This is a genomic window from Alienimonas chondri (genome assembly GCF_013036045.1).
GTDB lineage: Bacteria > Planctomycetota > Planctomycetia > Planctomycetales > Planctomycetaceae > Alienimonas > Alienimonas chondri.
In genome coordinates this window covers 1-23,484 of the sequence record NZ_WTPX01000045.1, presented here as the reverse complement: position 1 = coordinate 23,484, position 23,484 = coordinate 1, and the positions used below count along the sequence as shown (strand labels likewise).

Here is a 23,484-nt window from a genome sequence, read left to right as displayed (position 1 = left end):
GCGGGTGATTGCCGGTCATTGGGCGAGATTCTTCCAGGCTTGGGTGTCGCGGACCCACGGGCAGGCGACGAACGCCGCGTAGCCGAGCGCCAGCAACACCGCCGCGGCGAACCACGGGTTGCGTTCCTTCTTGATCGAGTCCAGCCCGAACCAGAGGAAGAAGTACCAGAGGACGGCCTCGAATAGGCCGGTCAAAATGTCGAAGGGGGTCATGGGGAGGTTTCGTCCTCGTTCGCGTCGGCGTCCTCCTCGTCCGGGTCCACCGCCAAGGCGTCGCGCCCCGCCTCGTAGCCCTCCCAAGCGACGTAGGGCACGATCAGCAGCGCGGCGGCCGGGTCGGCCCACCACCAGCCGAGCCACTTCGCCAAGCCCAGGCCGATCAGCACCACGACGGTCTGGTACTCGCAGATCAGGGTGTCGATGGCGTCGTACTTCAGGGCCGGGGAGTCCAGCTTCTTCCCATATTGATGTTTCGCCCACGCCAGCACCGGGTTCACGACCAGCGAGACCAGCAGGATGCCGATCCCCCACCAGTTGAAGCCCGGCGGTGTCTGACTGACGAACTTGCCGATCGCCTCGTACAGGATGAACGCCACGGCGACGGCGAACGCCCCGGCGAGCACGCCGAGGGCGACCTTCTTCCGCCACAGCACGTCCCGGCGGCCGATGCCTCGTTCCTCCCCGCGCAGCCGCCAGATCATCGTGCCGGCGGCGGCGCTCTCCACGGCGCTGTCCGCGCCCCAGCTGACGAGGGCGGAACTGCCGGTCATCAGCCCGGCGGTGACGGACACGCCCACCTCCGTCAGGTTGTAAGCGAGGCTGGCGATCTCGGTCCATTTCCCGCGGCGGAGGTTCCGTTTGCGGTCGTCGTCCGAGTCATTGTCGGGGGTCGTTTTCGTCATCGCGTTTCAAGGTGCGGTACATGTGGTTCACCGGGCGGATTTACAACAGACAATTCTGGATATAAAGACCCCGGCGCAGCCGCCGCCGCACCGGGGGAGGTCCCGTCGTCAGCGGGCGTCAGTGATCGTGGCCCTCGTGGCCTTCGCCGTCGTGATCGTGGTCATGGGCGATGTCGCCGCTGTAGGAGCGACCGTCGATCTTGACCATCAGCTTCGCCGTCTCCCCCTCGTGATCGAGGTGTTCGGCCAGTTCCGCATTGGAGGAGACGAACCGGGAGGATTTTCCCTCAGGGTCGCCGGCGTCCGGATCGGCGGCGAGTTTGAAGGATTCGCGGTTTCCGTCGTGGACGACCATCACCGTCACCTCGGCGGCGTCGATCGGAACGGCCGCTTCGACGTGGGCGTCGAGGATGTAGATCGTGACGGCGCCGGCCGCGTCGTCGTGGACCAGTTCGCCGTGGTACTCCTCGTCGCCCAGTTCGATCAGCCCGCCGCCGTGCAGGCCTTCAGTCGGATGGGCGCCGTGGTCGTGGCCTTCGTGGTCGTCGGCGAGCGCCGGCGGGGCGTCGTCCATCGCCAGCGGTTCGTCCTCCTCGGGGGCGCATCCGACGAACGCGGCGGAAACGGCCAGCGCGAGGACGGCGGCGAGAGGTTTGGCGGGGGAAATCATCGGCAGATCCTTGAGGTATGAAAACAGGGGGAACGATCCCGCCCGGAGACGCTCCGGACGGGACGGGTCGAACGGCTCAGTGACGGTGGGAGGGGTTCGCGCAAAAATCAGCGACGTGGCCGTCCCACCGGCAGTACAGCGCCTGCGCCTGCGAGCCGTTCCAGGCATCGGCGAGAAGGTTCACGGCGCAAACGACGGGCTGCGGCACGAAGTCCGCAGTCCGTTCGTCGTGCTCCTGGGTGAGCGTCACCGCGGTCGTCGCCGCAAACAGGGCCAGCAGCAGGCCGGCGGCGAGGACGACGTTTCGCTTGGGCATTCGCATCGGTGCGGATCTCCGAAGCCAAAGGGATCGCCCGGCATTCCTTTCCGGGCGGCGGGCGGGCGGGGGCTAGTGGGCGTGGCGGGTTTCAAAGCCGTTCGCCTTCAGCCACTCCTCCCACTCATGGGCCTTTTCATGGGTGGCGAGGGCGATCTCCCGCCACTCCGGGCAGCGGTGGGAGACGTCCGTGTGGCCGCCGTGCGCGCCGGTCTTCACCTCGCAGCCGAGCTTCTTGAGCGTCTTGGCGTGCGTCGCCGCCTTGTCGGCGTCCTCGAAGTGACTCGATTGCCACTTCACGGCCCGGTAGGCGACGATCTCGTCAGCCTTCGCTTCAACCGGCGATGCGGCGGGCGCGGTCGGGGCGAAGACCGCCAAGGCGAGGGTCGCGGCGAACAGGGGGAACAGTCGGCGGGTCATGGCGAACTCCTTCTCTCAGGAACGGGGGGGAACGATGGGCGACGGGACTGTCCCGAGGCCCGGGGAAACGCTTCAAACGTGCTCTTCGGACTCTTCGGTGAGGGCGACGGGCGCGCCGCTCGCGGAGGCGAGACGGCGGCCGGCGGGGCGGCCGACCGCCCAGAACAGGGCGGGGCGAACTACGAACTCCGCGGCGGTGCTGGTCAGCAACCCGCCGATGATCACGGTGGCGACCGGGTACAGGATCTCCTTGCCCGGCTCGCCGGCGGCGAGGGCCAGCGGAACCAAGCCGATGCCGCTGGTCAGGGCGGTCATCAACACCGGGGCCAGCCGTTCGCGGCCGGCCCGCACGACCATCGACCGCGTCCAGCCCTCGCCCTCGTGCTTCACGAGGTGCAGATAGTGGTTGAGCAAGAGGATGCCGTTGCGGCTGGCGATGCCGGCCAGGGAGATGAACCCGACCAGCGCCGCCACGGTGAGCGTCTGGTCCGTGATCACCAGCGCGATCACCCCGCCGATGAACGCGGTCGGCAACGCAGCCATCACCTGCAACGCGAAGTTCGCCGAACCGAACAGCGTGTACAGCACAAGGAACACCCCGAACACCGACACCGCCCCCAGCAGACCCAGCGTGCGGCTGGCGCTCTGCTGACTCTCGAACTGACCGCTGAATTCCAGGAAGTAGCCGGGCGGCAACTCCACGTCGGCGAAGCTGGCCTTCACGTCCTCGACCGCCTCCACCACGCCCCGACCGCTGACGTTCGCCTGCAACACGATCTGGCGGCGGACGTTCTCCCGGTTGATCGTGTTCGGACCGCCGCTCTCGTAGATGCGGGCGACCGATTCCAACGGGATCCGCCCGCCCTCCGGCGTGGTGAGGGTCAACCGGCGCAACGCTTCCAAGTCTTCGCGGAACGGTTCGTCCAGGCGGACCAGCAGGTCGAACGTCCGCTGACCGACGAGGATTTCGGAGACGACCTCGCCGTTCATGGCCGTCTGGACGAACTCCATCACGTCCGCCGGGCGGAGGCCAGCCAGCAGCAGGGCGTCGCGGTCCAGCTCGATCCGCAGCTGCGGGATCGTGACCTGCTGTTCGAGCTGCACGTCGACCAGACCGGGCACGCCGGACATCGCGGCCTTCAATTCCTCGCCCTTGCGGCGGAGCACGTCGAGGTCGTCGCCGTACAGCTTGATGCCGATCTGGGCCTTTACCCCGGAGATCATGTGCGAAATGAGGTGGCCCAGCGGTCCCTCCACGCTGCCGACGGCGCCGGGTACGTCGGCGACGGCCTCGCGGAGATCCTCGAGAATCGCTTCCCGCTCGCGGTCGGACTCCGGGTCGAACTCCACGATCATTTCGCTGATGTTGACGGTCACGGCGTGCTCGTCGAGTTCCGCCCGGCCGGTCCGGCGAACCACGGAGGACACGCCTTCGACCGCCAGCAGGCTTTTCTCCACGGCGCGGCCGATCTCGTTGCTCGTCTTCAACGAGGTGCCGGGGTCGAGAATCACGTTGACCTGCATCGCCCCCTCGTTGAAGGGCGGCAGGAAGTCCCGTTCCAGCGTCGACATCCGCGCCCCGGCGACCGCCACCGCCCCGGCCGTGATCAGCAACACCGGCCAGGCGAACAGCGTCGCGCCGCGGATCGCCCCGCCGGCGAGCCATTGCAGGCCCCGCAGGAACAGGCCTTCCTCCTCGCCGCCGGAGGTGACGCGGTCCAGCGCCTCCACGCCGAGCCAGAACGCCGGGGCGGCGGCCAGCGTCCACCACAGCGGGTCCGAGGGGTGCAGCGCTTCGATATGAAAGATCTCCGCGGCCCGCGGGGCGATCCAGTAGAAGGTCGCCGCGCTCATCCCCAGCCCCAGCAGCGGGGAGACGACGTGCCAACCGCGGTTGCCGACCAGCAGCAGCGAGCACAGCGCCGGCGTGACCGTCAGCGAGACGGCCAGCGAGGCCAGGATGCTCACCACGTAGGCGGCCCCCAGCGGGGCGAACAGCCGGCCCTCCATGCCGCCCAAGGCGAACAGCGGCAGGAACACCAGCACGACGATCGCCGTGCCGAACACGATCGAACTGCGGATCTCCGTACTCGCCCGGAAGGTGACGACCAGCGGATGCAGTCGTTCGGCGCTTGGTCGCTGCTTGTTCTCTCGGAGCCTGCGAAAGATGTTCTCCACGTCGACGATCGCGTCGTCGACCAGTTCGCCGATGGCGACGGCCAAGCCGCCGAGCGTCATCGTGTTGATGCCCAGCCCGAAGGCGGCGAAGACCAGCGCCGTGACCACGATCGACAGCGGGATCGCGGTCAGGGTGATGAACGTCGTGCGGAAGTTCAGCAGGAAGGCGAATAAAATCACGACCACCAGCACGCCGCCGTCGGCGAGAGCCTCGACGACGTTTTCTATGCTGCGGTCGATAAAGCTCCGCTGCGAATAGACCCGCTCCACCCGCACGTCGTCCGGCAGGGAAACTGCGAGGTCGGTCATCGCGGCGTTGACGGCGTCCGTGACGACCCGAGTGTCGGCGCCGGGTTGTTTGGCGATCGTCAGAACGACCGCCGGCCCGCCGGTGAACTGCGGCGGGGCGAGGGACGAGAGGCCGGGGACCGGAAGTGCGTCGTCCTCCCCGGCGTCCGGCCCCTCAGCCGCCGGGTCCTCAGAGTCCGACCCAGCGCCTCCGACTTCCGTCCGCACGAACGCGGAGCTGTCCCCGCGTTTGACCTGCGCCTCTTCGACGACGTCGGCGACCTGCTCCAGCGCCACCGAGCGGCCGTCGCGGATGGTGACGACGACCTTCCGCAGATCCTCCACCGTGGTGGCCCGACCCAGCCCGCGAACCAGCAGCTCCGTCGGTCCGCGTTCGTCCAGGTAGCCGCCGGTGGCGTTGAGGTTGCTCTCGCCGACGGCCTCCTTCACCTGATCCAGGGTCAGCCCGTAGGCCCGCAGGGCGTCCGGGTCGACGAGAACCTGAAACTGCTTCCGCCCCCCGCCGATGACGAACACCTGACTGACGCCCGGGATCGTCAACAGGCGCTGGCGGATCACCCAGTCCGAGAGCGTCCGCAACTCCAACGGGGCGGTTTGCGGCTCCCCGTCGGCTCCCGGCTCGCTCCAAACGGCGAGCATCAAGATCTGGCCCATCACGGAACTGACGGGGGCGAGCGTCGGCCGGATTCCCTCCGGCATGCTTTCCGCGGCGAGTTGCATCCGCTCCGCGACCACCTGCCGGTCAGTGTAGATGTCCGTGCCCCAGGCGAAGTCCACCGTGATCACGCTGATGCCCACCGCGCTGGAACTGCGGACGACCTCCACCCCGCTGGCCCCGTTCAGACTGGTCTCCAACGGGAAGGTGATCAGGGCTTCCACCTCCTCCGGCGCCATGCCGGGGGCCTCGGTGATGACGACCACCCGCGGCCGATTCAGGTCCGGGAAGACGTCGATGGTCAGCCCCGCGGTCCGCCACCCGCCCAGCCCCAAGACCAGCAGCGCGCCGGCCAACACGAGCACGCGGTTGTGCAGGGCGAAGCGGATGATCGCGTTGAGCATCGGACGGACGGATTCGGAAAAACGGGGGAGGAGACGGGGCCGGGAAGGAGACCGGGCCGGGCGGAACGTCAGTGGTTGTGGCCGGCGTGCGGGTCGATCGCCCCGCCGGCGGCGTTCTTCAACGCCATCTGCAATTGATGGGCGGCGGAGACGGCGACCGACTCGCCCGGCAGCAGCGAGCCGTCGTCCGCGACGACGACCGACTCCGCGTCCCGGTAGACGACGTGCACCGGCCGGCGCTCGAACGTCGCCCCGTTCTCCACGAACGCGAACCGCTCCGCCCCGGCTTCCGCGACGGCCTCGATCGGCAACACGATCGCCTCCTCGTACGTCTCCACCGGCACCCGCAGACGCATCCGCTGGCCCGGTTTGTACTTCCAGGTGAGGAACCGCCCGCCGTTCGCCTGATCGCGTCCGTCGCTGACGATCTCGTTCGGCAACAGGACGTAGAACGGCAACACGCGAGAATCCGCGCCGACCCGGTTGGCCACGTAGGCGATCTCCAACCCGGTCACGGGATCGGAAGGGCCGGCGAGGTTGTCGGTCGGCAGGGCCGTGACCGGGCGATCCTCCCGGGCCGCGGCGGCGACGGCGGCGGCGTCCCGCTCAAACGCCCGGCCTTCGAGGTACAGCAGGGACAGGTCGCTCAGCTCCGCCAGCGGGGCGTTCGCGTCGACCGCGTCCCCCGCGTGGACGTTCAGGCGTTCGATCGTCAGCGGCGGATGCGACTCCGACGGCTGCGACTGCGACGCCGGTTCCTGCAGGCTCGCCGTCCGGGCCGGCGCCGTTCGCGTCGCCTCCCGCACCGCCGGGTCGTGCAACTCGCCGTGGCCATCCTCGTTCGGGTCGTGGGGATCGGGCACGACGATGCGGATCTCCCGCACCAAGTTTCGGTCCGAGGCGATGCGGGCGACCTGCGACTCCTCCAGACCGTGCAGCAACAGGCTCTGCCGCTGAGCTTTGAGCAACCCTTCGAGCTTCTGCTTCTCGTACTGCCGTTCGAGCACGACCTTCCCGGCCACCACGCCGCGGGAGACGTTCTGCAGACGGTCGATCTCCCGTTCCTCCACGTCGAGGGCTTCGAGCGTTTTGAGGTAGTCCGTCTGGGCCTGCACCACGTCCTCGTGGGTCAGCCGCATCACGAACAGCGTTTCGCCCGGGCGGACGGCCTGTCCCTCCGTGGCGAACACGTCCGTGACCACGCCGGTCATCGGGGCGGACACTTGGAGGTTCGACCGCCCCGGCCGCTCCGCCACGACGCCGGGCACGGTGATCGTGCGGTCGAAGTTCGTCAGTTCGACCGTCGCCGTCCGCAGCCCGATCGTGCCGCGGGCCTGATCGGACAGGCGGATTACCTCGCCCGCGGCGGCGACGCCGTGATCGTGCCCGGCGTGCGGGTCCTCTGCTTCGCCGACGGGCGTCTCCTCACCGAAGGCCAGGGAGGAAAGGCCCGGAAGCCACCAACCGGCCGACAGCCACAGCGCAATGGCTGCGACCGGGACGGCGGCGACCGCCAACCATCGGGGAGACAGATTGAGTTTGCCGAGGCGCACGACAGCACCGGGAGAGGGAGGGAGGAAACCCCGCCGCCAATTCGCGCCGTCACGCGACGGCGCGAAGCCGTCCGGACGACGTGGACATGCGGGAGCCCGGCATCAGACCGGGAGGAGAGAAGAGGCAGCCCTCAGGCTGCGGAGCCGCCGCGAGAGCGCGGCCGGCGCAGACGTCCGTTACAGCAAGAAGACCCGCGTGCGCAAGCGGTCGCCCGGACCGCTGCGTGCTGTCTCACGACTCGTCCGACTCCACGAATCGAGACCGTTTCCGCCGGTTCCGCCCGTCGGCGCCAACTCCGACAGCGACCAGAAGCCGACCGGCGCGAGGACCGGACACGCCGCCCCCGGCGCCGTCAGCCAAGAACACTCCGATTCGCCGCACCCCTTGTGTTGGTGCGGGTCACCTTGGCTCGGATCATCGTGCTGATGTCCGGCAGCGTCCGGCGGGTCGTGACCGGCTCCGTCGTGGCTGTGACCGTGATCGTGAGCCTCGTCGCCGTGTTCGTGTGCGGCGTGACAAGGAGCCGCAGTCGGTTCCGCTCCGCAACACGGATCGCCCGCATGGGCGTGATGCATGCAGCACCCCAACACCGCGTGCATCAGCACAGCGGCGAGCGTGACCAGCGGGGTGAGGAAGCGGAGCACGGGCACAGAAACAGCGTTGGGCTTGCCGCGAAAGGTTAGCAGATCCGCACCGGCCGGGAACCCAAATCGAAGGAATCCGCACGACCCTCACGCTCACTGACCGCCGAGCGACAGGTCCCGCAGGCCGACGCCCTGCAGGTTGTCGCCGCCGGCGTCGGGGATGCCGCCCAAGGCGTCCACGAGCAGCAGGCCGTCGACGGCGACCTCCGAAGTACGGGCGTCGGCTAGGGCTTCCACCCGGGCGAGATTCGCCTCGAAGAAGCTCCGCCGGGCCGTGAACACTCGCACGATGTCGAACTCGCCCTGCCGGTAGCCTTCTTCGGTCAGCGCCAGGTTTTCGCGGGCGGCGGGCAGCACGTCTTCGGTGTAGCGGGTGACGCGGTTTCCGGCCCGGCGGTAGTCCCGCAGGGCGTCCGCCATCCGGGCCCGCAGATCCAGTTCCAGCCGATGAAGCTCGGCGGTAGCCCGGTGCAGGTCGGCGACGGCGGCGGCGACGTTGCCGCGGTTGTCGTTGAAGACCGGCAGCGGCAGACCCAATTGCAGCCCTCCGATCGGCTCGTCCCCGCCGAACCCGTAGGTCAGGGCCGCCTGCGCCTGCACGTTCGGGACGGGTTGGGCCTGTTGCCGGCAGATCGCCGCCCGTGCCCGCGAGACCCGCGCCCGGGCCGCCGCCAATTCCGGGCTGGCGGCGAGCAGTTCGGCGAACAGGGCTTCGGAGTCGTGTTCGGCGACCGGTCCCTCCAGCTGCCCATCCAGTCGGCCCACGGGGCGATTCGGCGTTCCGGCCAGCGCCATCAGCCGTTGCCACGCCCCTTCGAACTCCAACTCCGCGTCCCGCCGCACGATGCCCACTTCGCCCAGTTGGATCTCGACCTGGAGCACGTCCGGTCTGGCGACCTCTCCGGCCTCGAACAACTCCTTAGCGGCGCCGACGCCCTCCTCGGCCAATGCGACGAGCTCCTCCGCCAGTTCCAGCCGCCGCTGGGCCCCCAACGCGACGTAGTACTGCCGCCGCACGCCGTTGACGACCCGCAGCCGCTGGGCTTCGGTCCGCCAGCGCAGCCCCTCGACCTCCCAGCTTTCGACCGCGCGGTTCAACTGCAGCTTGTCGGCGGTGACGAACGTCTGGGAGACGAAGGCGCCGTGCCGCCCGGCCGAGCCGTCTTCGCCGATGTCTTCGGACGTGTAGCCGACGGTGGGGTTCGGGTAGAGACCGACCTGCGTGTAGATCCCGCGGGCCTTGTCCACCGCCGCGGAGGCTCCGCGGAGCGTCGGATTGGCGGAGAGGGCGGCGGCTTCGATCTCCGCCAGCGTCAGCCCGCCGGGGGCGTGGTCGTCCGGCAGCACGCCGCCCCCGGGGACGTCGGCCAGTATGGGGACGGGCGCGGCAAGCGGATCGGTTCCGTCTCCCCCGTTCGTCGATTCCGCTTTTTCGGCTTCGTTCGCCAATTCATTGGAAGGCCGTTCCGGGGAGAAGGGATCGGGCGTGACGGGGCGGTCCCTGCCCTCGTCTACGGACGGCTCCTCCTGATAAGCCGCCGGCTGGATTGATCCGCCTAACGCCGGTTCCGCGGCGGCGACCGCCGCCGCATGAACGCCGTAGCCCGCGGCGGAGCCGGAGGCGAGCGGACTCCCCGCCTCGTACTTGTGGGTCGTCAGCGCGTTGCCGGTTCCGCAGCCGGCCAAGCCGGCGAGGGCGAACGGCAGCAGGGCTTTGCGGGGCTTCATGGGGGCGTCTCCGCCCCGCACGGCGTGCCGGGGCATCGGGTCTCGTGTCCGTCAACGCCGGGAGAATCGGCTCTGTCCTCACTTCTGCCGCAACGGGATCGGCCTGCAGAACCGCTTCTCGGCGATGCGACCCGACTGCGAGAGCGTGGGCGACTTTTCGGTCTCCGGCCGCGCGAACGGCCCGTCAGCAAGCAACTGTCCCTGACGGATGCCGCTTCCCGCTAAAGTGACGGCGGTGCCCGCTCGGGTTTCTGACTCTCAGCCCGACCGCCCACGACCGCAGCGGCCCCTCCCCGAACGAATCCCCCGGAACGACGTCATGACCCTCACCCGCACCGCGCTACTGATCGCCGGGGGCCTGGCGGCCTCCGCGACAGCCGCGAACGCCCAGCACTACGGCCACCAGCACGGCGGCCACGTCGTCCCCCACACGACGACGCACATCGACGTCGTACCGCATACGCAGACCCACACGGACTATGTCCGGCACGGCAACCACTACGACGCCGTGCCGCACACGACCACGCATTACGACGCGGTCCCGCACACTACGACCCACTACGACCGGGTCGGCACGACCTACCCGACGCAGTTCGGGACAGGCGTGCGATACCCGACGCAGTTCGGACAGAGCGGGCAGATTTACCGCCAGTACCCGCAGACCGCCTACCGGCCGATCGGGCAGAACGTTTATCGCCCCGCCCAGCCGCGTCAGTCCTACCCCACCACGTACTACGGAAACCAGCAGTTCGGGGGACGCCGCTTTGGCAATCACTACGTCCCGCACACGACGACGCATCTCGACCCGGTCCGTCACGGTAACCATGTCGATCTTCGGCCGCACACGACGACCCACTTCGACCACGTTCCGCACCGTTGATCGACGGCTTCTCGAACGGCAGGGACGCCGCCAATGATGAACCCGCCCAAGGCTCCCCGGTCCGCCGGGCGAGCCTCTTTTCTTGTGCGGACTGGGGGAGGCGATCCACCCCGCAGGGCGTCGGCCCTCGGTTCAGCGATGGCTCCGATGAAAATCGTAGTGGCCGGGCGTCACGTCGAGGTGATTGCCGTGCGGCACGACCGTCGGCGCGTGGTAGTCGTAGTGGCCGGCGCCGTGCCCACCGCCGAAGGTTCTCACCCGGCTGCCGTAACCGCTGTGCCCGTAGGTGTTGCCGTATCGGGAGCTGTAGCCGTAGTCGCTGCCCAAACCGCGACCGCGGTTCAACCCGGAGCCGAAGCGATTGCCGGAGAGCCCGCCGCCGTAGGAGTCGAAGCGGCTGAAGTTCTGGTAGCCGGAGGAGCGCCCGCCCCCGTATCCCCCGCCGTAGGTCGAGCCATAGCCGTTGCCGACGGAGAGCTGCATCGACACGCGAGGGCGGTCGCCGGCGTCCGCCGGGGTTTGACCGACGGCGAACAGGGCGGCGGCCGTCGCGGCGGCGGTGAGCGTGGAGCGAATCATCGTAGCGATCCTGAGACAGGTGAGGGAAAAACCAACACCTGTCTATGAAGCACCCGCCGTGCCGAACGCCGCGCGCCGGCCTTCCGCCTGCGAAGGAAGCGTTTTCTCCTCTGCGACAGTCTTGGCGGATGATCCAATGCGTAGCGTAACCGGGACGCTGCGCCGTCGTTGCGGTCACAGTTTTCACGCCGCGGGGAATGTGAGGGGCGTCCCAACTGCATCGCGGTCACGACAACATCTGCCCGTATGACCTATCGAGTTGTCATCCCCCTGGCCGGCGAGCCTTCCGGCGTGTGGATCGCCGTCAGCATGATCTTCAGCGACGAACGGGAGGCGATGACTTTCGGCGAGGTTCATTTGGTAGCAATACGGCATCCAAGTAACCGCAGCAGAAGTTTGCCTGTCAGCGGCGGCGGGGGATGACTGGCCAGGGAGAGGACTGTCCAGACCCTCTTTGCGAGAACGCATCGGAAACTGCTTGACAGACCCGTCCCGTCCGGGTCGGCTCGGTTTCTCGGCGGCGGCGTTCGCCCCGCTGTCCCCGCGTGATCGAACTTCGCCACGCGCTCCTCCAGAACGGAGACAGGTGATGAGACCCTTCAACATGGTGCTCGGGCCCGGGTTGCTCGGGATCGGCTTCTATTTCTCCCTCGGAGCGGTCGCCTCGCTCCCGGCGCAGACTTCGCCGCCCCCCGGCGGCCCGACGCCCCTTAGCAGGCCCGCGTTTCAAGACGGCCCGGTGCAGAGCGGCACGGTGCAGAGCAGTCCGGTCCAAGGGGGCTCGGTTCAGAGCGGCCCGGCGGATGCAGGCGGAACCATTACCCGCGGCGACGATCTGCGGGCCGCCGATCCCGGCAGTTGGGACCACGTCGATCTGATGGCGGAGCGTCTGGAACACCTGTCCAAACAACTCCACGACGAAGTGCACGCCCACCTGCAGGGACACGAGTACTTCCGACACATGGACGGCCACGCCACGGAGGTCGAACGGCTGGCCACCCACCTGCACGCGGTCGCCCACGCCGGGGAAAGCATTCCGCACCTGCGGGCGGACGTCGTTGCCTTGGACACGCAGGTGCACGAGGCGGACGAAGTTATCACGCAGATCGCCCGCCGCGGCGTGCTCACCCGGCACTATAACGGCGCCATCGTGCAGACCCGCCGGATCGTGCGAGAGATGATCGCCATTCAGCACCACTTGGAGGAGGATCTCGCCGTGCTGGACCCGAACCACCGCAACTATCGACAGCGCGAGGCCGCCCGCCCCGTACCCCGGGACCCGCACGATCACGGCCCATATCCGGGACCGGTGCACACCCCGCCCAGTTGGCACGCTCCCGGGACGACGGGTTCGCCGCTGCATCCCCGGCCCTATCACGACGACTACCACGACCACCACCGTCACGTCGCTCCCGGCACGATCTATCCGTCGTATCCGTCGCCGATCCACGGCCCCTACCACCACCCGCACTAGGTCGTCCGGGGGCCGCTAAACTGCGGAACTGGGCGTGGGCGGTGCGGCTTGCCGAAAGCTCTCAACTGTTTGAGCTCCAACGTTCATGCACCTTCCGCATACGGAAGACATCACTGTGCGATCCATTGCCGGGTCGTCGGAATGCGGCGGCTGAACCCCCGCTGGTTGACGCCGCCTCGTGACGAACGGCACGGCGGTCGCGGCGTGGTAACTGAGTGGTAACTGAGGTGAAATCCCGCTCCAGCGAACCGACCTGGGGCAGGGGGCGGTGACGGATCGATTGCTCGGCTTTCGGTCTGTCGCCTCCAGTACATCATCTGTTTCGATCGATTACAGACGAGACGTGACGACGCAGTTTTTTGTGTGATTCGTTCTAGCTCGGCGAAGTTTCTGCGCTGTGTTCAGGCCGCCCACGGAGTTTGAAGTGAGCCCCAAGACATAAACTGTTGTCGCAGTGGAACTTCTTGTTCTGATTCCAGCCCGACCTTGGTCGAATGGCTCGGCCCCCGTGATTTCTAGATGCTGATCCGCTCCACGATGTTCCGGCTGACTTTGCGGTCCCGGCGGTCGTAGAGCCGGGTCGTCCGCGGGTCGGCGTGGCCGGCGAGTCGCTGCACGTCGTCCAGCGGGACGCCCTGTTCCAGCAGGTCGGTGATGGTCGCCACCCGGAAGCTGTGCGGGGAGAGCCGCTTCGGCAGCCCGGCGTCCCGCATCCGCCGCTTGACCATCCGCGCCAGGTCGCCGGCCGCGGCCGGGTTGCCGGTCAGCCGGCCGGTGCGGCCGTCGGCGGTGCGGAACAGCCGGGCGTCGTCCGCCTCGCCGATGTCCGACGCCTCGGCGTACTCCCGCAGCATCCGGGCCAAATCGTGCCGGCAGGGGATCTCGCGGCTCTTCCCGCCCTTATCGGTGAAGTGCAGGTGCCACTGCTCCCCGTCGTGGTAGAAGTCCCCCCGCCGCAGCCGGGCCACGGCCCCGATGCGGGCGGCGGTGTAGATGAGCGCGGCGACGACCGCACGGTCACGCAGTCCCACCGCGGAGTCGGCGCCGACGCTCGCCAGCAGCGTGCGGGCCTGCGTCACGGTGATCTCCGGCGTCCGCCCCTCCACGACCGACAGCCGCGGCCCCCGCACGCTGGCGGCCGGGTTCAGCACGACGACGTGCCGGGTGACCAGTTCGTCGAACAGGTGCCGGATGGCCGCCAAGTGCAGTTTCTTGCTGGTGTCCGACAGCTTCAACCCGTCCAGATAACGCCCCACGTCGGCCGGGGTGATGCTGGTGAGGGTGCGGGAGCCGCGGAACGAGTCGAAGAACCGGCGGGCCGCCCGCTCGTAGGCCCGGCGGGTGTGTCGGTTGCGGATGCGACCGTGAAGGAACTCCTCGTAAGCGAACCGGGCCGCGTCCCCGCCGACGACGATCAGGGCGGGCAAGTCAGTTCCTGCACCAACCGCGTCAGAAACCGCTCCGACCTCGCTCCGAATCAGCTGCTTCTCCTCACTCAAGATTCCCCGTCAGTTGGTGCCTGATAACGTCCTTTATCTGGCACGAACGAGCGGGAAGGGCAAGCCCCCAATCCGGCAGACGGCCCACCGGTCACGCCTCGGCGGATCGCCCCGGACGGCGCGGACCGGTGGGCCGTCTGCCGGACCGGGAACATCCAATTCTGACAATATATTGTTCGTCGCCTGCTTCCGCCGGAGCCGACTCGTTGGGGTTCGCCCAACGCATCCCCGACGAGTCGGATGCGGTGGAAGCGTCGGCCTCCCCCGGCTCGCGCTTTCCTGCTCTTGCCGCGGGCCTGCTTCCGTGGGTGAGACTCCGCGGGGTTCGTCCGCGGTCAAAGTCGTCTGGACCGGCGCCCCCTGCGTGAACGAGTCTGCCGTCGCGTCGAATGGCGGCGCGGCTCGCAATATCCCGTGTGACGGCCCCCCCGGAGGCTGCTAGAGTGGCGGTCGAGAACAGCTAAACGGATGAAGCGAAAGGATCGAACAGGGGGACCGTTGCCGAGAGCCAGCATGAGCGAGCGTACCGCGACGGTCCGACGGCTGCTGATCGCCCATTTCGGGGGCGATGAAGCGGGGTTTCGCACGGCGGCCCGGGAGATCGTCAAGCACGAGCGGCGACTCAACCACACCGTTCTGGCGAACGACTTGGAACAGATCCTCAACGGCGCGAACGGCTCCCCACGCAAGGCGAAGTCGTTTTTCGCCACCTACAGCGGCGGGGCCGGACAGCTCCCGAAGGACCGGGAGCGAGACGCCTCCCTGGTGGAGGTCTCGGATTCGGACCGCGAACTGGAAGACCTGGTCCTCACCGACGACGTGCGCCGCGGACTCGACCGGGTTGTGCGCGAACGGCGGAGCGCAGACCTCCTGCGTTCGCACGGCATGACCCCCGTGCAGAAAATGCTGTTCTGCGGCCCGCCCGGCTGCGGGAAGACGGCGGCGGCCGGAGCCCTCGCCAATGCGCTGTACCTGCCGCTGGCGACCGTTCGGTTCGACGCGGTCGTCTCGTCCTACCTCGGCGAAACGGCGGCCAACCTCCGCAAGGTCTTCGACTTCGCCCGGCAGCGGCCCGTCCTGCTGTTCTTCGACGAGTTCGACGCCATCGGCAAGCACCGCGACGCGGCGGACGAACACGGGGAGATCAAGCGGGTCGTCAACTCGTTCCTGCAACTGCTGGACGGCTTTCACAGCGAGACGCTGACGGTCGCGGCGACCAACCATCAAGGGCTGCTCGACCCGGCCCTCTGGCGGCGGTTCGACGAGATCCTGCTGTTTCCCCCGCCGACGGCGGAGGAGATCGAGACGCTGCTCTGCCGCCGCTTCCGCCAGATCACGGTGTCCAAGTCGACGCGGCTCCGGTCGGTCGCCCGGTCCCTGGAAGGTCTGTCGCACGCGGACGTGGAGCGGGTCGCCGAGGACGCGATCAAGGAGACGCTGCTCGACGGTCGGGAGCAGGTGACCCCGTCGGTGCTGCGTCGTAGTCTTGAACGCCAGCTGCGCCGGGGAGCGGTGACGGTTCGTGCCATCACGGACACCGGGGAGGGCGAACCGCCGAGCGGGCCGCCCGGTCGAGATTCCTCCGAGAACTGATGCCGCACCACCCCGAGGACGCCCGCTACCCGCACCTGCCGCTCGTACGGGAGGAACCCACGCCCGACCGGCGCCGGCGTCCGGCTCCGCCGGGTCCGCCCCCGAACCGGGGCGGCCGCGGCCGGTATTCCAAGCGGCTGGAGGAAAGCGCGAACGAACTGGAAGAGCAGGTCGAGGGTCGGGAACCTCCGCCCGCCGGCATCGAGCCGCACCTCGTCTTCCGCGTGCCGCTCGCGCCGCACGCCTCCTCGCAGAACATCGCGGACCTGCTGGAGAATCTCGGCCTGACGGTCGTGGCGATCGAGGGCGACGGCGCGATCGTCGCCTTCCGGGCCGTCGCCGACCTCACGGCCTTTCGGGACGCCGCCGCCGCGTACGGCCGCGGCCCCCAAACCGGCATCAACCCGCAGACCGGACAGGCGTACAAGAGTACTCAGTGGGACGGCCTCGCGTGGATCGACGCCGCCGGAATGAGTCTCTGGTCGAAGCCGGACCGTATCGGGCGTCGGCTCGCCGCGTCCGTGGGCGGGGAGGGGGAGTCCGTCGAACCTGACGCGCTCTACGTCGTCGATGTCGAACTGTGGCACCGCGGAACGGACGAACTCGCCCGCGCCGCGGTCGAAGAACTGCGTCAGCTGGTGAACGACGACACGCGGGACGGCGAATCCGTCCACGATTACTTCGTCGGGTCGAGCCTCTGCCTCGCCCGGCTCGCCGTTCGCGGGAACAAGCTGAACGCGCTGCTGTCGCTGGACGTCGTGGCGGAGGTCGAAGTCCCGCCGCGGCCGAGCTTCGACCCCCGGATGGCGTTCCGCACGACGAAGCGGGACTTCGACGCCCCGCCGCCCCCGCCGCCCGACGGGCCGTCGGTCTGCGTTGTGGACAGCGGCGTCACATCGAATCATCCGCTGCTTGCGCCGTATGTCGGCGGGGCGACCTCGGTGCGGAGCGGCGACGACGCCCCGGCCGATGAGAACGGGCACGGCACCGCGGTCGCCGGCGTGGCCGTCTACGGGTCGGTGCGAGACGGCTACGAGAAGGGGGCGTTCGGCTCCGCGATCAGGGTCTTCTCGGCGAAGGTGCTCAACGCCGCGAACGAGTTCGACGACGAGAAGCTCATCATCTCGCAGATGCGGGAGGCCATCGAGGCGTTCGTCGGATCCCCGTACTCCTGCCGCGTCTTCAATATGTCGTTCGGCAGTCCGGCGGCCTGGCTGCGGGACAACGACCGGCAGAGCCTGTGGGCCGAACAGCTGGACATCCTCGCCAGGGAGCTGGACGTGGTGATCGTGGTCTCCGCCGGGAATCAGAGCCTCGGGCAAGCGACGAACGCCGCGGATGCCGAGCGGGTGCTGACGACCTACCCCGGGCTGCTGTTCGAGCCGGAGTGCGGCCTGTGCGAACCGGCCACGGCCGCCATCGCCGTCACGGTCGGCGGCGTCGCCGAGCATTCGGTGCAGTCCGTGGCGCTCGGACGGAAGGACAAAGACATTCAGATCGCCGTGGCGGCGGTCGGCGAGCCGACGCCGACCTCCCGCGTCGGGTTGGGACTGAACGCGGCGGTCAAACCTGAGTTCGTGGGCGTCGGCGGCAACCTGTCGTTTCAGGGCTTTTCGGGCCATCGGGAAGTGAAGCGGGACCCCGGGCTGGCGGTGATGTCGCTCTCGCATCGGCCGACCGAGCGACTGTTCGCGTTCGACAACGGGACGAGCCTTGCCGCGCCGCAGGTCTCGCGGGCCGCGGCGATCGCCCTGGCGAACCTCCGCGAGACGTTCGAGACCGAGCCGAGCGCGAACCTCGTCCGTGCCGTGCTGGCATCGACGGCGGAGCCGCCCGCCGTCGAGGAGGACCGCATCGAGCCGACGGGGGAGGAGCGCGCCGCGTGGCGGTGTTACGGCTACGGGCGGATCGACGAAGAAGTCTTGGAGGCGTCCGGGGACCGCCGCGTGACGCTGGTGGCCGAAGAGGAGATTCCGCTGGACACCTTCGCCGTGTTCGAGGTGCCGGCGCCCCCGGAGTTCCGGGCCGCGCCGGGCGATAAGCGGGTGATCGTCACGCTCGCGTTCGACCCGCCGGTGCGTCGGCGGCGGGCCGATTACCTCGGCGTGAAGATGGACCACGCGCTCATCCGCGGGAAGACCGTGGACGAGATTGTGGACGCCTACCGGCAACTCTCCACGCAGGAAGTCAAAGCCGCGAAGGCCGCGGGCGGGGTCCAGGGAGCGTTCCGGTCGCCGTTCCGGTGTAACCTCGATCCCGGCCCGCAGTTTCTCGCGTCCAGCACGCTGCAACGCTCGGCGTGGACGTTTCGGCGGGAGAATTCGGACTACGGGGAGACGTGGTATCTCGTCGTGCGGGCGCAGCGGACCTGGGCGCCGGCGTCGTTCGAGAACCAACGGTTCGGCGTCACCGTCACCTTGGAGGCGGACGAACCGCGCCTCTATAATCTAGTCTTCAATAGGCTCCGGTTGCGTCAACAGCAGCGGGCGCGTGCCCGGCGGTAAAACCGAGTCGCACGCTCGAACGTGGGTGTGGGAAGGCAAAACGACGCCCGTTGAACCTTCCCCGGCGGTTACGCTGCGAAGCGGAACCGCCGTATTCGACTCAGTCGCCCTCCCGGAAGATCCAGGTATGCGCTTCGTCGACCACCTTGGCGAGCAGGGGCAGGTCGTCCCGGCCGAAGCTCTGGGAATCCCGCCAGTTGCCGCTCGCCTCGTCCTTGTAGATCCGGCAGACCGTGACGTTGTGCCGGGTGCCGCCGCTGGTTTTGTTCTCCCAGACCGCCGCCTTCACGCGCCCGTAGCGGACCTCGTGAACCGGCCTCTGGGGGTTCTGCGTCTGGGCCATCGCGGCCCTCCTTTCAGCTGTGGGTAAGGGGAAGCGAAGCGTTCAGACCGCCAGCGCGAGCAGGCGGCCGATCTTGGCGTCCAGTTCGGCCCGGTCGCCGGCGAAGACCGTCTTGCCGGTCAGCCGGGTGAGCTTGTCGACCACGTCGAACAGCGTTCCGGCCTTGCCGCTCTCGGGCACGACCTGCTTGGCGAGCGCGGCGGGGATGCCCTCCTTTTGCAGGGCCTTCACCGCCTTCTCGCGGGTCGCGTCCGGGGCGAATCGGGTTTGCATAGCGGTCCGCATCGTGTCGGCGAAGGCGTCCCGCCGCTCGTCGCGGCGTTTCACCAGGGCGTCGATGCGGAGCCGGATCTCGTCCAAGCCGTTCCGCACGTTGGCGGTGTGCTTGCGGCTGAACTCGGCCACCTCCACGGCGTCCCACACGATGTGGTTCTGGCAGATGTGCTGGTACCAGAAGGTCTGGACGCCCAGCGAACGCCGGCCGACCTCGCTGTTCCAGACGAAGAAGCCGGGCGCGAAGCGTTCCGTGCGGCTCCACCCGGTCTCGGGGTCGCGGCAGTCCAGGTCCACCCAGCCGTCCGGGTCGATGAGAAAACAGAACATGTCCTGCTCACCGCAGTAGAGGCCGGTCGAGAGATCGTCGTTGTCCTCCTCGCTCCCGTGCCGACTGGCCGGCGGCCGGAAGTCGCCGAACTCCAGGACCACGTCCAGCAGTTCGGCGTTCCAGAGCCGGGTGTAGGCCGTGCCGTGAACGCTCCGCACGTCGTTCCCGGTGGTCAGCAGTTGGATCGGCTTGTCCCCACGGGGCAGCGTTTCCAACAGGGCCGTGCCGGCGGTCTTGGGCGTGAGCCGGTTGATCGTCGGCTTCGATACTCCGCACATCGCGCAGAGTTGGCTGAACGACCAGTCCGACAGCCCCAGCGGGGCGACGGAGCCGGCGTCCAGCATCAGCCGCCCGTCCGCGTCCACGGGCCGGACGGCGCTGGGCGGGGGCCAGGTCTCGCCCGACTCCTCCCGGACCGCGTCGCAATGGGCCGCGAGGGCGTTCAGCGACTCGAAGCACTCGTCGGGCCGCCGCTTGAACAGCTCGTCGGAGGCCCGCGTGAGGTTCTGTTTCATCGTCTCGTCTCCCTGCGCGAAACTGCGCACGCTTCGGCGTTCGACCGGAAGTGGTCGGGCCGCGGACGACTCCCGTGAGCCGGAGAGCGGTCCGCGGCCCGACCGGGTCGTGGCTCGAAGCGGAGACGGCGATGAAAAGCTTGCGCGAGCGAAAAACCTGGGGGCGTCGCGCCTCCCGGCCGGCTCACCGCCGAACTGGAAACGGAACGAATCGTCTACCCGATGCAGTCGCGGACACCGGCCCGCCCTCCTTCACTATCACGACCGTCGGGATCTGTCACGTTCTCGCTCGAACGAGGGAAAAACGCTCCGACCGAGCCGCCGCGACTTGCCCGCGCCCCCGGGCCGCGGACAATCGAGCCGGAGCCATCGGGCACCTCCTCCGTCGTCGGGAGTCATAAGACGACCAGACCTCCCGCCGGGTCTGCCAAAACATAAGGCGGATTTTTAGTCCCGTCTCGCCCTTTACGGGGCGAGCAGCCCCTTCTCGACCATCAGTTCGCCGTACTTACGCAGCAGCCGCTGCGTCTCTTGGACGTGGGACCGCTGGCCGTCCGACCAGTTCGCCGGCGGGAGATGCGTCAGGAGCGCCGCCCAGTCGAGTCCGCTCCGGCCGTTGTTGCCGGGGTGGAGGGCGAACAGCAGTTGGCGCAGCCCGAGTTCTGAGTCGTCCAGAGCACTCATCCCGCGGAGGGCCATCAGGGAGGCCGGGCCTTTCGCGGCCGGCGCGTTCCGCCCCCGGTACTGGTCCCCGTCGGCGGTGAAGGCGGCGAGATAGCGGGAGACGGCGGCTCGGTCGGCGGCGAACTCCCGCTCCAACGCCTCCTGCTTCGCTTGATCCGCCGCGATCTTGTTTGCGGCCGCGATGTCCGCCGCCTTCTTCTTCGCCTCGATAATGATCGACTCCGCCAGCTGCGCGCCGACCAGTTTCGCCGCCTCGCGTTCCGCCGCGGCGATCGTGCGGTTCGTCTCTATTGCCGCCCGCGTGCTCTGGTCTTCGTCCTCCCGCCGCGCCGCTGCCACCGACTCCGCCCGGACTTGAGCGGCTCTCGCGTCCCGCTCCCGCCGCCGGCGGTCGAGCGCGACTCGTAGCGAGACTCCCCCGCTCGGAGGCTCGCCGATCTCAGCCGCCAAGCTCTGCCAGAGGTCGGCCTCCGCGGCGACCGCGACCGCCCGCTGGCGGGTCTCTCGGGCGACCGCGTCGATCTCTCTGCTCAACGCGGGGGTGGGAGCGTAGTCGGCCGGCAGGTGCGACTGGGCGGCGCGGAGCGGGTCCGACAACCCGTCCAGCCGCTCCGCGGCTTCTCCCGGCGGGGTGCCAGGAAGTTCCCCGGCGGCGGCAAAGGCGGCTTCCGCCCTCCCCAACAGCGACTCGTCGGCGGCGACGGCCCGGCCGACTTCGCCGTCCAGCAGCGAAGCCCGCGCGTCGTCGAGCCGGCGGCGGGCGTCCCGCAGTTCCGCGACCGCTGCGCGGGCGGCGGCGAGCCGGGCCAGTTCGCGGTCCAGCTTCGACCGGGCCACGCTCCGGGCCGCGGCCTCGGTCAGCTCCGCCTGACGCAAAGCCTCGCCCCGCACGCGGGCGTCGGCCAGCCGCTCGCGGGTCTCAACGTCCGCTTCCAGCCGGCTCAGCGCCTGCTCCGACCGCCAGTTCAGGGCGAGATGGGCGGCCACCAGTAGCATCGCCAGACCGGCGACGCCCATGAGGACGGATTTCGTCCATCCGGCGGCCGGTCGCGGAGCCGGCCGGTCCTGCGACCGTTCCCACGGCGGTGCCTCGGGGCCGCCCTCCGGCCGCGGAATCATGGCGAAGCGTGGGGCGGCCGACGGCTCGGGTTCTTCAGGAGGTTCGACTGGGGCGGTTCCGCTCATGGCGAGGCTTGGTTCGTGGGGGAAGGGGTCACAGGTCCTCCGGGCCGTCGCCGTCGTCGTCGGCGGGATTCTCTTCGTCCTCCGGTCCGGGCGCGTCCCGGGGTTCGTCGTCCAGACCGGCCAACGGGTCGCCGTCGTCCTCGGGAAGAGCGTCGTCGTCGCCCGTCTCTCCCGCCGCCGGTCCGTCGTCGTCGCGGAACAGGTCGTCCCCGGTGAACGACGGGCGTTCCGCCCCGGGACTCACGTCCGGGGCGTACCGGTTCCACCGTCGCCCGGCGGGGACCGTTTGCTCCGACACGGCCGGCCAGGGCAATCGTCTGCGCCGTTCATATTCCGACTTCGTGATGACGTGCGACCCGTCGATCACGAATGAAAACCCGCCGTACTGCGCGTAGCCCTCGCCTCGGGAGAGGTGGAACAGGCTCCGCCGCGGGCGGTCGCCCATGAGGATGAGGTCGTTGACGGAGATCCGGTTGCCGACGGTCTCCGCCAGCCCCCGGGTGACCCGGTTCGTCGTCACGCCGCCCGCGGACGTCGAAGATTCGTTCCAGGTTCGGCCGAGAAACACGCGCTCCCCGGACCCGTCGGAGAACTCCCGCAACTGCCGCACGTCGCGGACGCTGAACGTCTGCCGCAGCACCGTGTTCTCCGTCACGCTGGGGCCGACGTCCACGCCCCGGCCCAGGTTGAGGCCGCTCATCGACTGGTGCGACATCACCGCCCCGATGTCCATGGAGCGGGCCTGTTCGAGGATGATCTCGATGTTTGGCGAGACGATCCGCTGGAACTCGTCGATGATGACGTACACCGGCACCTTCCGGTCCGTGCGGAGGTGGGCGGCGGATTGGAAAAAAGAGTGCATGGCGAGCAGGCCGGTGGTGCGGGCCGTGTTCGCCCCGTCCCCGCTGGGAAGCTGGAAGAACAGCGTCTGCGGTGACCGGAACAGGGAGCCGCAGTCGATCGCCCGCTCGAACGCCGACGGCGGCGGCGCGCCCGGTCCGCGGGCGCCTCGGACCGCGTTCAGCCCGTGGGGGTCGGCCAACTCGGAGATGACGCGATGGACCGCGAGGGCGTCCTGCCGGTGCCTGGCGGAGAGGCGGGCGAGACGCCCGGACTTGTCCCGGAGGATCTCCTCCAGCTGCCGGAACGACCGGAGCGGATTCTCGTACTCCGTCAGTTCGATGGCCGCGGCCAGGGCGTGCATGTTGGCCGCGGTGAAATGCGCCGGGCCGTAGGTGGTGCCGTACTGAAGGTTAGCCGCCTCCGTGATCAGGTCCGCCTTCTCCGCCGGCGTCTTCGCGCCGAAGAACGCTTGATCCAGCGGATTGAACAGGTAGGTCGAGCGGCCCGCGGTGGAGGTCACCCACCGAAACCACCGCCCGGTCTTCTCGGTCTCGATGCGGGCGGTGTGCAGCAGGGCCGAGTCGTCCCCCTTCATGTCCAGAACGACCACCGAGCAGTCGCCGGCCCGGATCAGCTGGGTCATCAACCCCATGATCCCGACGGAGGTTTTGCCGCTGCCGGTCCCGCCCAGGAAGTGGACGTGCTCATTGACGAGCGAGCGGGGCATCAGGACCGGGCTGTTGTCGTGCGCGTTGACGCCCATAAACAGCGACTCCCGCTCCGTCCGATCCTTCGACCGCCGGATGCCGTCGACCACATCGTTCCAAACCTGGGGGGTGAGGAACTCGCCCGGCCGACCCTTCGGCGGCCAGGGGCGGGACGCCACCCCGGCCGCGCAGGCCAGCGGCGGCACCAGCGAGAGCGCCAGACCGGCCGGCACCGCGGCGAACCAGACCAGCGCGTGCGGCACCGGACCGCGCGCCATCGGGGCCGGCCGGGGC

General features: G+C 68.9%; 19 protein-coding genes. 4 read left to right on the top strand and 15 right to left on the bottom strand.

Annotated features, from left to right (window positions below; genetic code table 11):
- Positions 1–15: 15 nt before the first annotated feature.
- The 9 genes from LzC2_RS08760 to LzC2_RS08720 form a co-directional block, all read right to left on the bottom strand.
- Positions 16–213 (bottom strand): hypothetical protein, encoded by a 198-nt coding sequence (locus LzC2_RS08760; RefSeq protein WP_171185929.1) that lies wholly within the window; start codon positions 211–213, stop codon positions 16–18.
- Positions 210–902: a cation diffusion facilitator family transporter gene (locus LzC2_RS08755; protein ID WP_171185928.1), complete on the bottom strand. Its 693-nt coding sequence runs from the start codon at positions 900–902 to the stop codon at positions 210–212. The genes LzC2_RS08760 and LzC2_RS08755 overlap by 4 nt, the downstream gene beginning before the upstream one ends.
- 118 nt (positions 903–1,020) lie before the next feature.
- Positions 1,021–1,572: a hypothetical protein gene (locus tag LzC2_RS08750; RefSeq protein WP_171185926.1), complete on the bottom strand. Its 552-nt coding sequence runs from the start codon at positions 1,570–1,572 to the stop codon at positions 1,021–1,023.
- Between the two features lie 76 nt (positions 1,573–1,648).
- Positions 1,649–1,888: a hypothetical protein gene (locus LzC2_RS08745; protein ID WP_171185924.1), complete on the bottom strand. Its 240-nt coding sequence runs from the start codon at positions 1,886–1,888 to the stop codon at positions 1,649–1,651.
- A gap of 72 nt (positions 1,889–1,960) precedes the next feature.
- Entirely contained in the window at positions 1,961–2,308 is a 348-nt protein-coding gene (locus LzC2_RS08740) for a hypothetical protein (RefSeq protein ID WP_206678625.1), read from the bottom strand.
- A 72-nt stretch (positions 2,309–2,380) separates the two neighbouring features.
- Complete coding sequence (locus tag LzC2_RS22200; protein ID WP_171185922.1) at positions 2,381–5,854, bottom strand: efflux RND transporter permease subunit; 3,474 nt, start codon at positions 5,852–5,854, stop codon at positions 2,381–2,383.
- Between the two features lie 68 nt (positions 5,855–5,922).
- Positions 5,923–7,407: an efflux RND transporter periplasmic adaptor subunit gene (locus LzC2_RS08730; RefSeq protein WP_171185921.1), complete on the bottom strand. Its 1,485-nt coding sequence runs from the start codon at positions 7,405–7,407 to the stop codon at positions 5,923–5,925.
- Between the two features lie 177 nt (positions 7,408–7,584).
- On the bottom strand, positions 7,585–8,058 hold the full coding sequence (locus LzC2_RS08725) for a hypothetical protein (RefSeq protein ID WP_171185919.1): 474 nt from the start codon (positions 8,056–8,058) through the stop codon (positions 7,585–7,587).
- Between the two features lie 87 nt (positions 8,059–8,145).
- Positions 8,146–9,816 (bottom strand): TolC family protein, encoded by a 1,671-nt coding sequence (locus LzC2_RS08720; protein WP_171185917.1) that lies wholly within the window; start codon positions 9,814–9,816, stop codon positions 8,146–8,148.
- Positions 9,817–10,099: 283 nt separating this feature from the next.
- Here LzC2_RS08720 and LzC2_RS08715 point away from each other — a divergent pair, with 283 nt between their 5' ends.
- On the top strand, positions 10,100–10,660 hold the full coding sequence (locus LzC2_RS08715; RefSeq protein ID WP_171185915.1) for a hypothetical protein: 561 nt from the start codon (positions 10,100–10,102) through the stop codon (positions 10,658–10,660).
- 132 nt (positions 10,661–10,792) lie between these two features.
- Here LzC2_RS08715 and LzC2_RS08710 read toward each other — a convergent pair whose 3' ends face one another.
- Complete coding sequence (locus LzC2_RS08710; protein ID WP_171185914.1) at positions 10,793–11,239, bottom strand: hypothetical protein; 447 nt, start codon at positions 11,237–11,239, stop codon at positions 10,793–10,795.
- A 589-nt stretch (positions 11,240–11,828) separates the two neighbouring features.
- On the opposite strand from LzC2_RS08710, the gene LzC2_RS08705 reads away from it, so the two are divergent.
- Complete coding sequence (locus LzC2_RS08705) at positions 11,829–12,713, top strand: hypothetical protein (protein WP_171185910.1); 885 nt, start codon at positions 11,829–11,831, stop codon at positions 12,711–12,713.
- Between the two features lie 515 nt (positions 12,714–13,228).
- On the opposite strand, the gene LzC2_RS08700 is transcribed toward LzC2_RS08705, so the two are convergent.
- Positions 13,229–14,140: a tyrosine-type recombinase/integrase gene (locus tag LzC2_RS08700; RefSeq protein ID WP_206678624.1), complete on the bottom strand. Its 912-nt coding sequence runs from the start codon at positions 14,138–14,140 to the stop codon at positions 13,229–13,231.
- A 585-nt stretch (positions 14,141–14,725) separates the two neighbouring features.
- On the opposite strand from LzC2_RS08700, the gene LzC2_RS08695 reads away from it, so the two are divergent.
- Both LzC2_RS08695 and LzC2_RS08690 read left to right on the top strand, forming a co-directional pair.
- On the top strand, positions 14,726–15,805 hold the full coding sequence (locus LzC2_RS08695; RefSeq protein ID WP_171185907.1) for an AAA family ATPase: 1,080 nt from the start codon (positions 14,726–14,728) through the stop codon (positions 15,803–15,805).
- On the top strand, positions 15,805–18,309 hold the full coding sequence (locus LzC2_RS08690) for a S8 family peptidase (RefSeq protein ID WP_171185906.1): 2,505 nt from the start codon (positions 15,805–15,807) through the stop codon (positions 18,307–18,309). The genes LzC2_RS08695 and LzC2_RS08690 overlap by 1 nt, the downstream gene beginning before the upstream one ends.
- Before the next feature lie 100 nt (positions 18,310–18,409).
- Here LzC2_RS08690 and LzC2_RS08685 read toward each other — a convergent pair whose 3' ends face one another.
- From LzC2_RS08685 to LzC2_RS08670, 4 genes are all read right to left on the bottom strand, one after another.
- Positions 18,410–18,652 (bottom strand): hypothetical protein, encoded by a 243-nt coding sequence (locus LzC2_RS08685; protein WP_171185903.1) that lies wholly within the window; start codon positions 18,650–18,652, stop codon positions 18,410–18,412.
- Positions 18,653–18,694: 42 nt separating this feature from the next.
- On the bottom strand, positions 18,695–19,801 hold the full coding sequence (locus LzC2_RS08680) for a hypothetical protein (protein WP_206678623.1): 1,107 nt from the start codon (positions 19,799–19,801) through the stop codon (positions 18,695–18,697).
- Between the two features lie 435 nt (positions 19,802–20,236).
- The gene (locus tag LzC2_RS08675) at positions 20,237–21,472 is read right to left on the bottom strand and encodes a hypothetical protein (protein WP_171185902.1); all 1,236 of its coding nucleotides are present in this window, start codon (positions 21,470–21,472) and stop codon (positions 20,237–20,239) included.
- A gap of 196 nt (positions 21,473–21,668) precedes the next feature.
- Positions 21,669–23,484: TraM recognition domain-containing protein (locus LzC2_RS08670; protein WP_206678622.1), on the bottom strand; the 1,816-nt coding region annotated here is incomplete at its 5' end.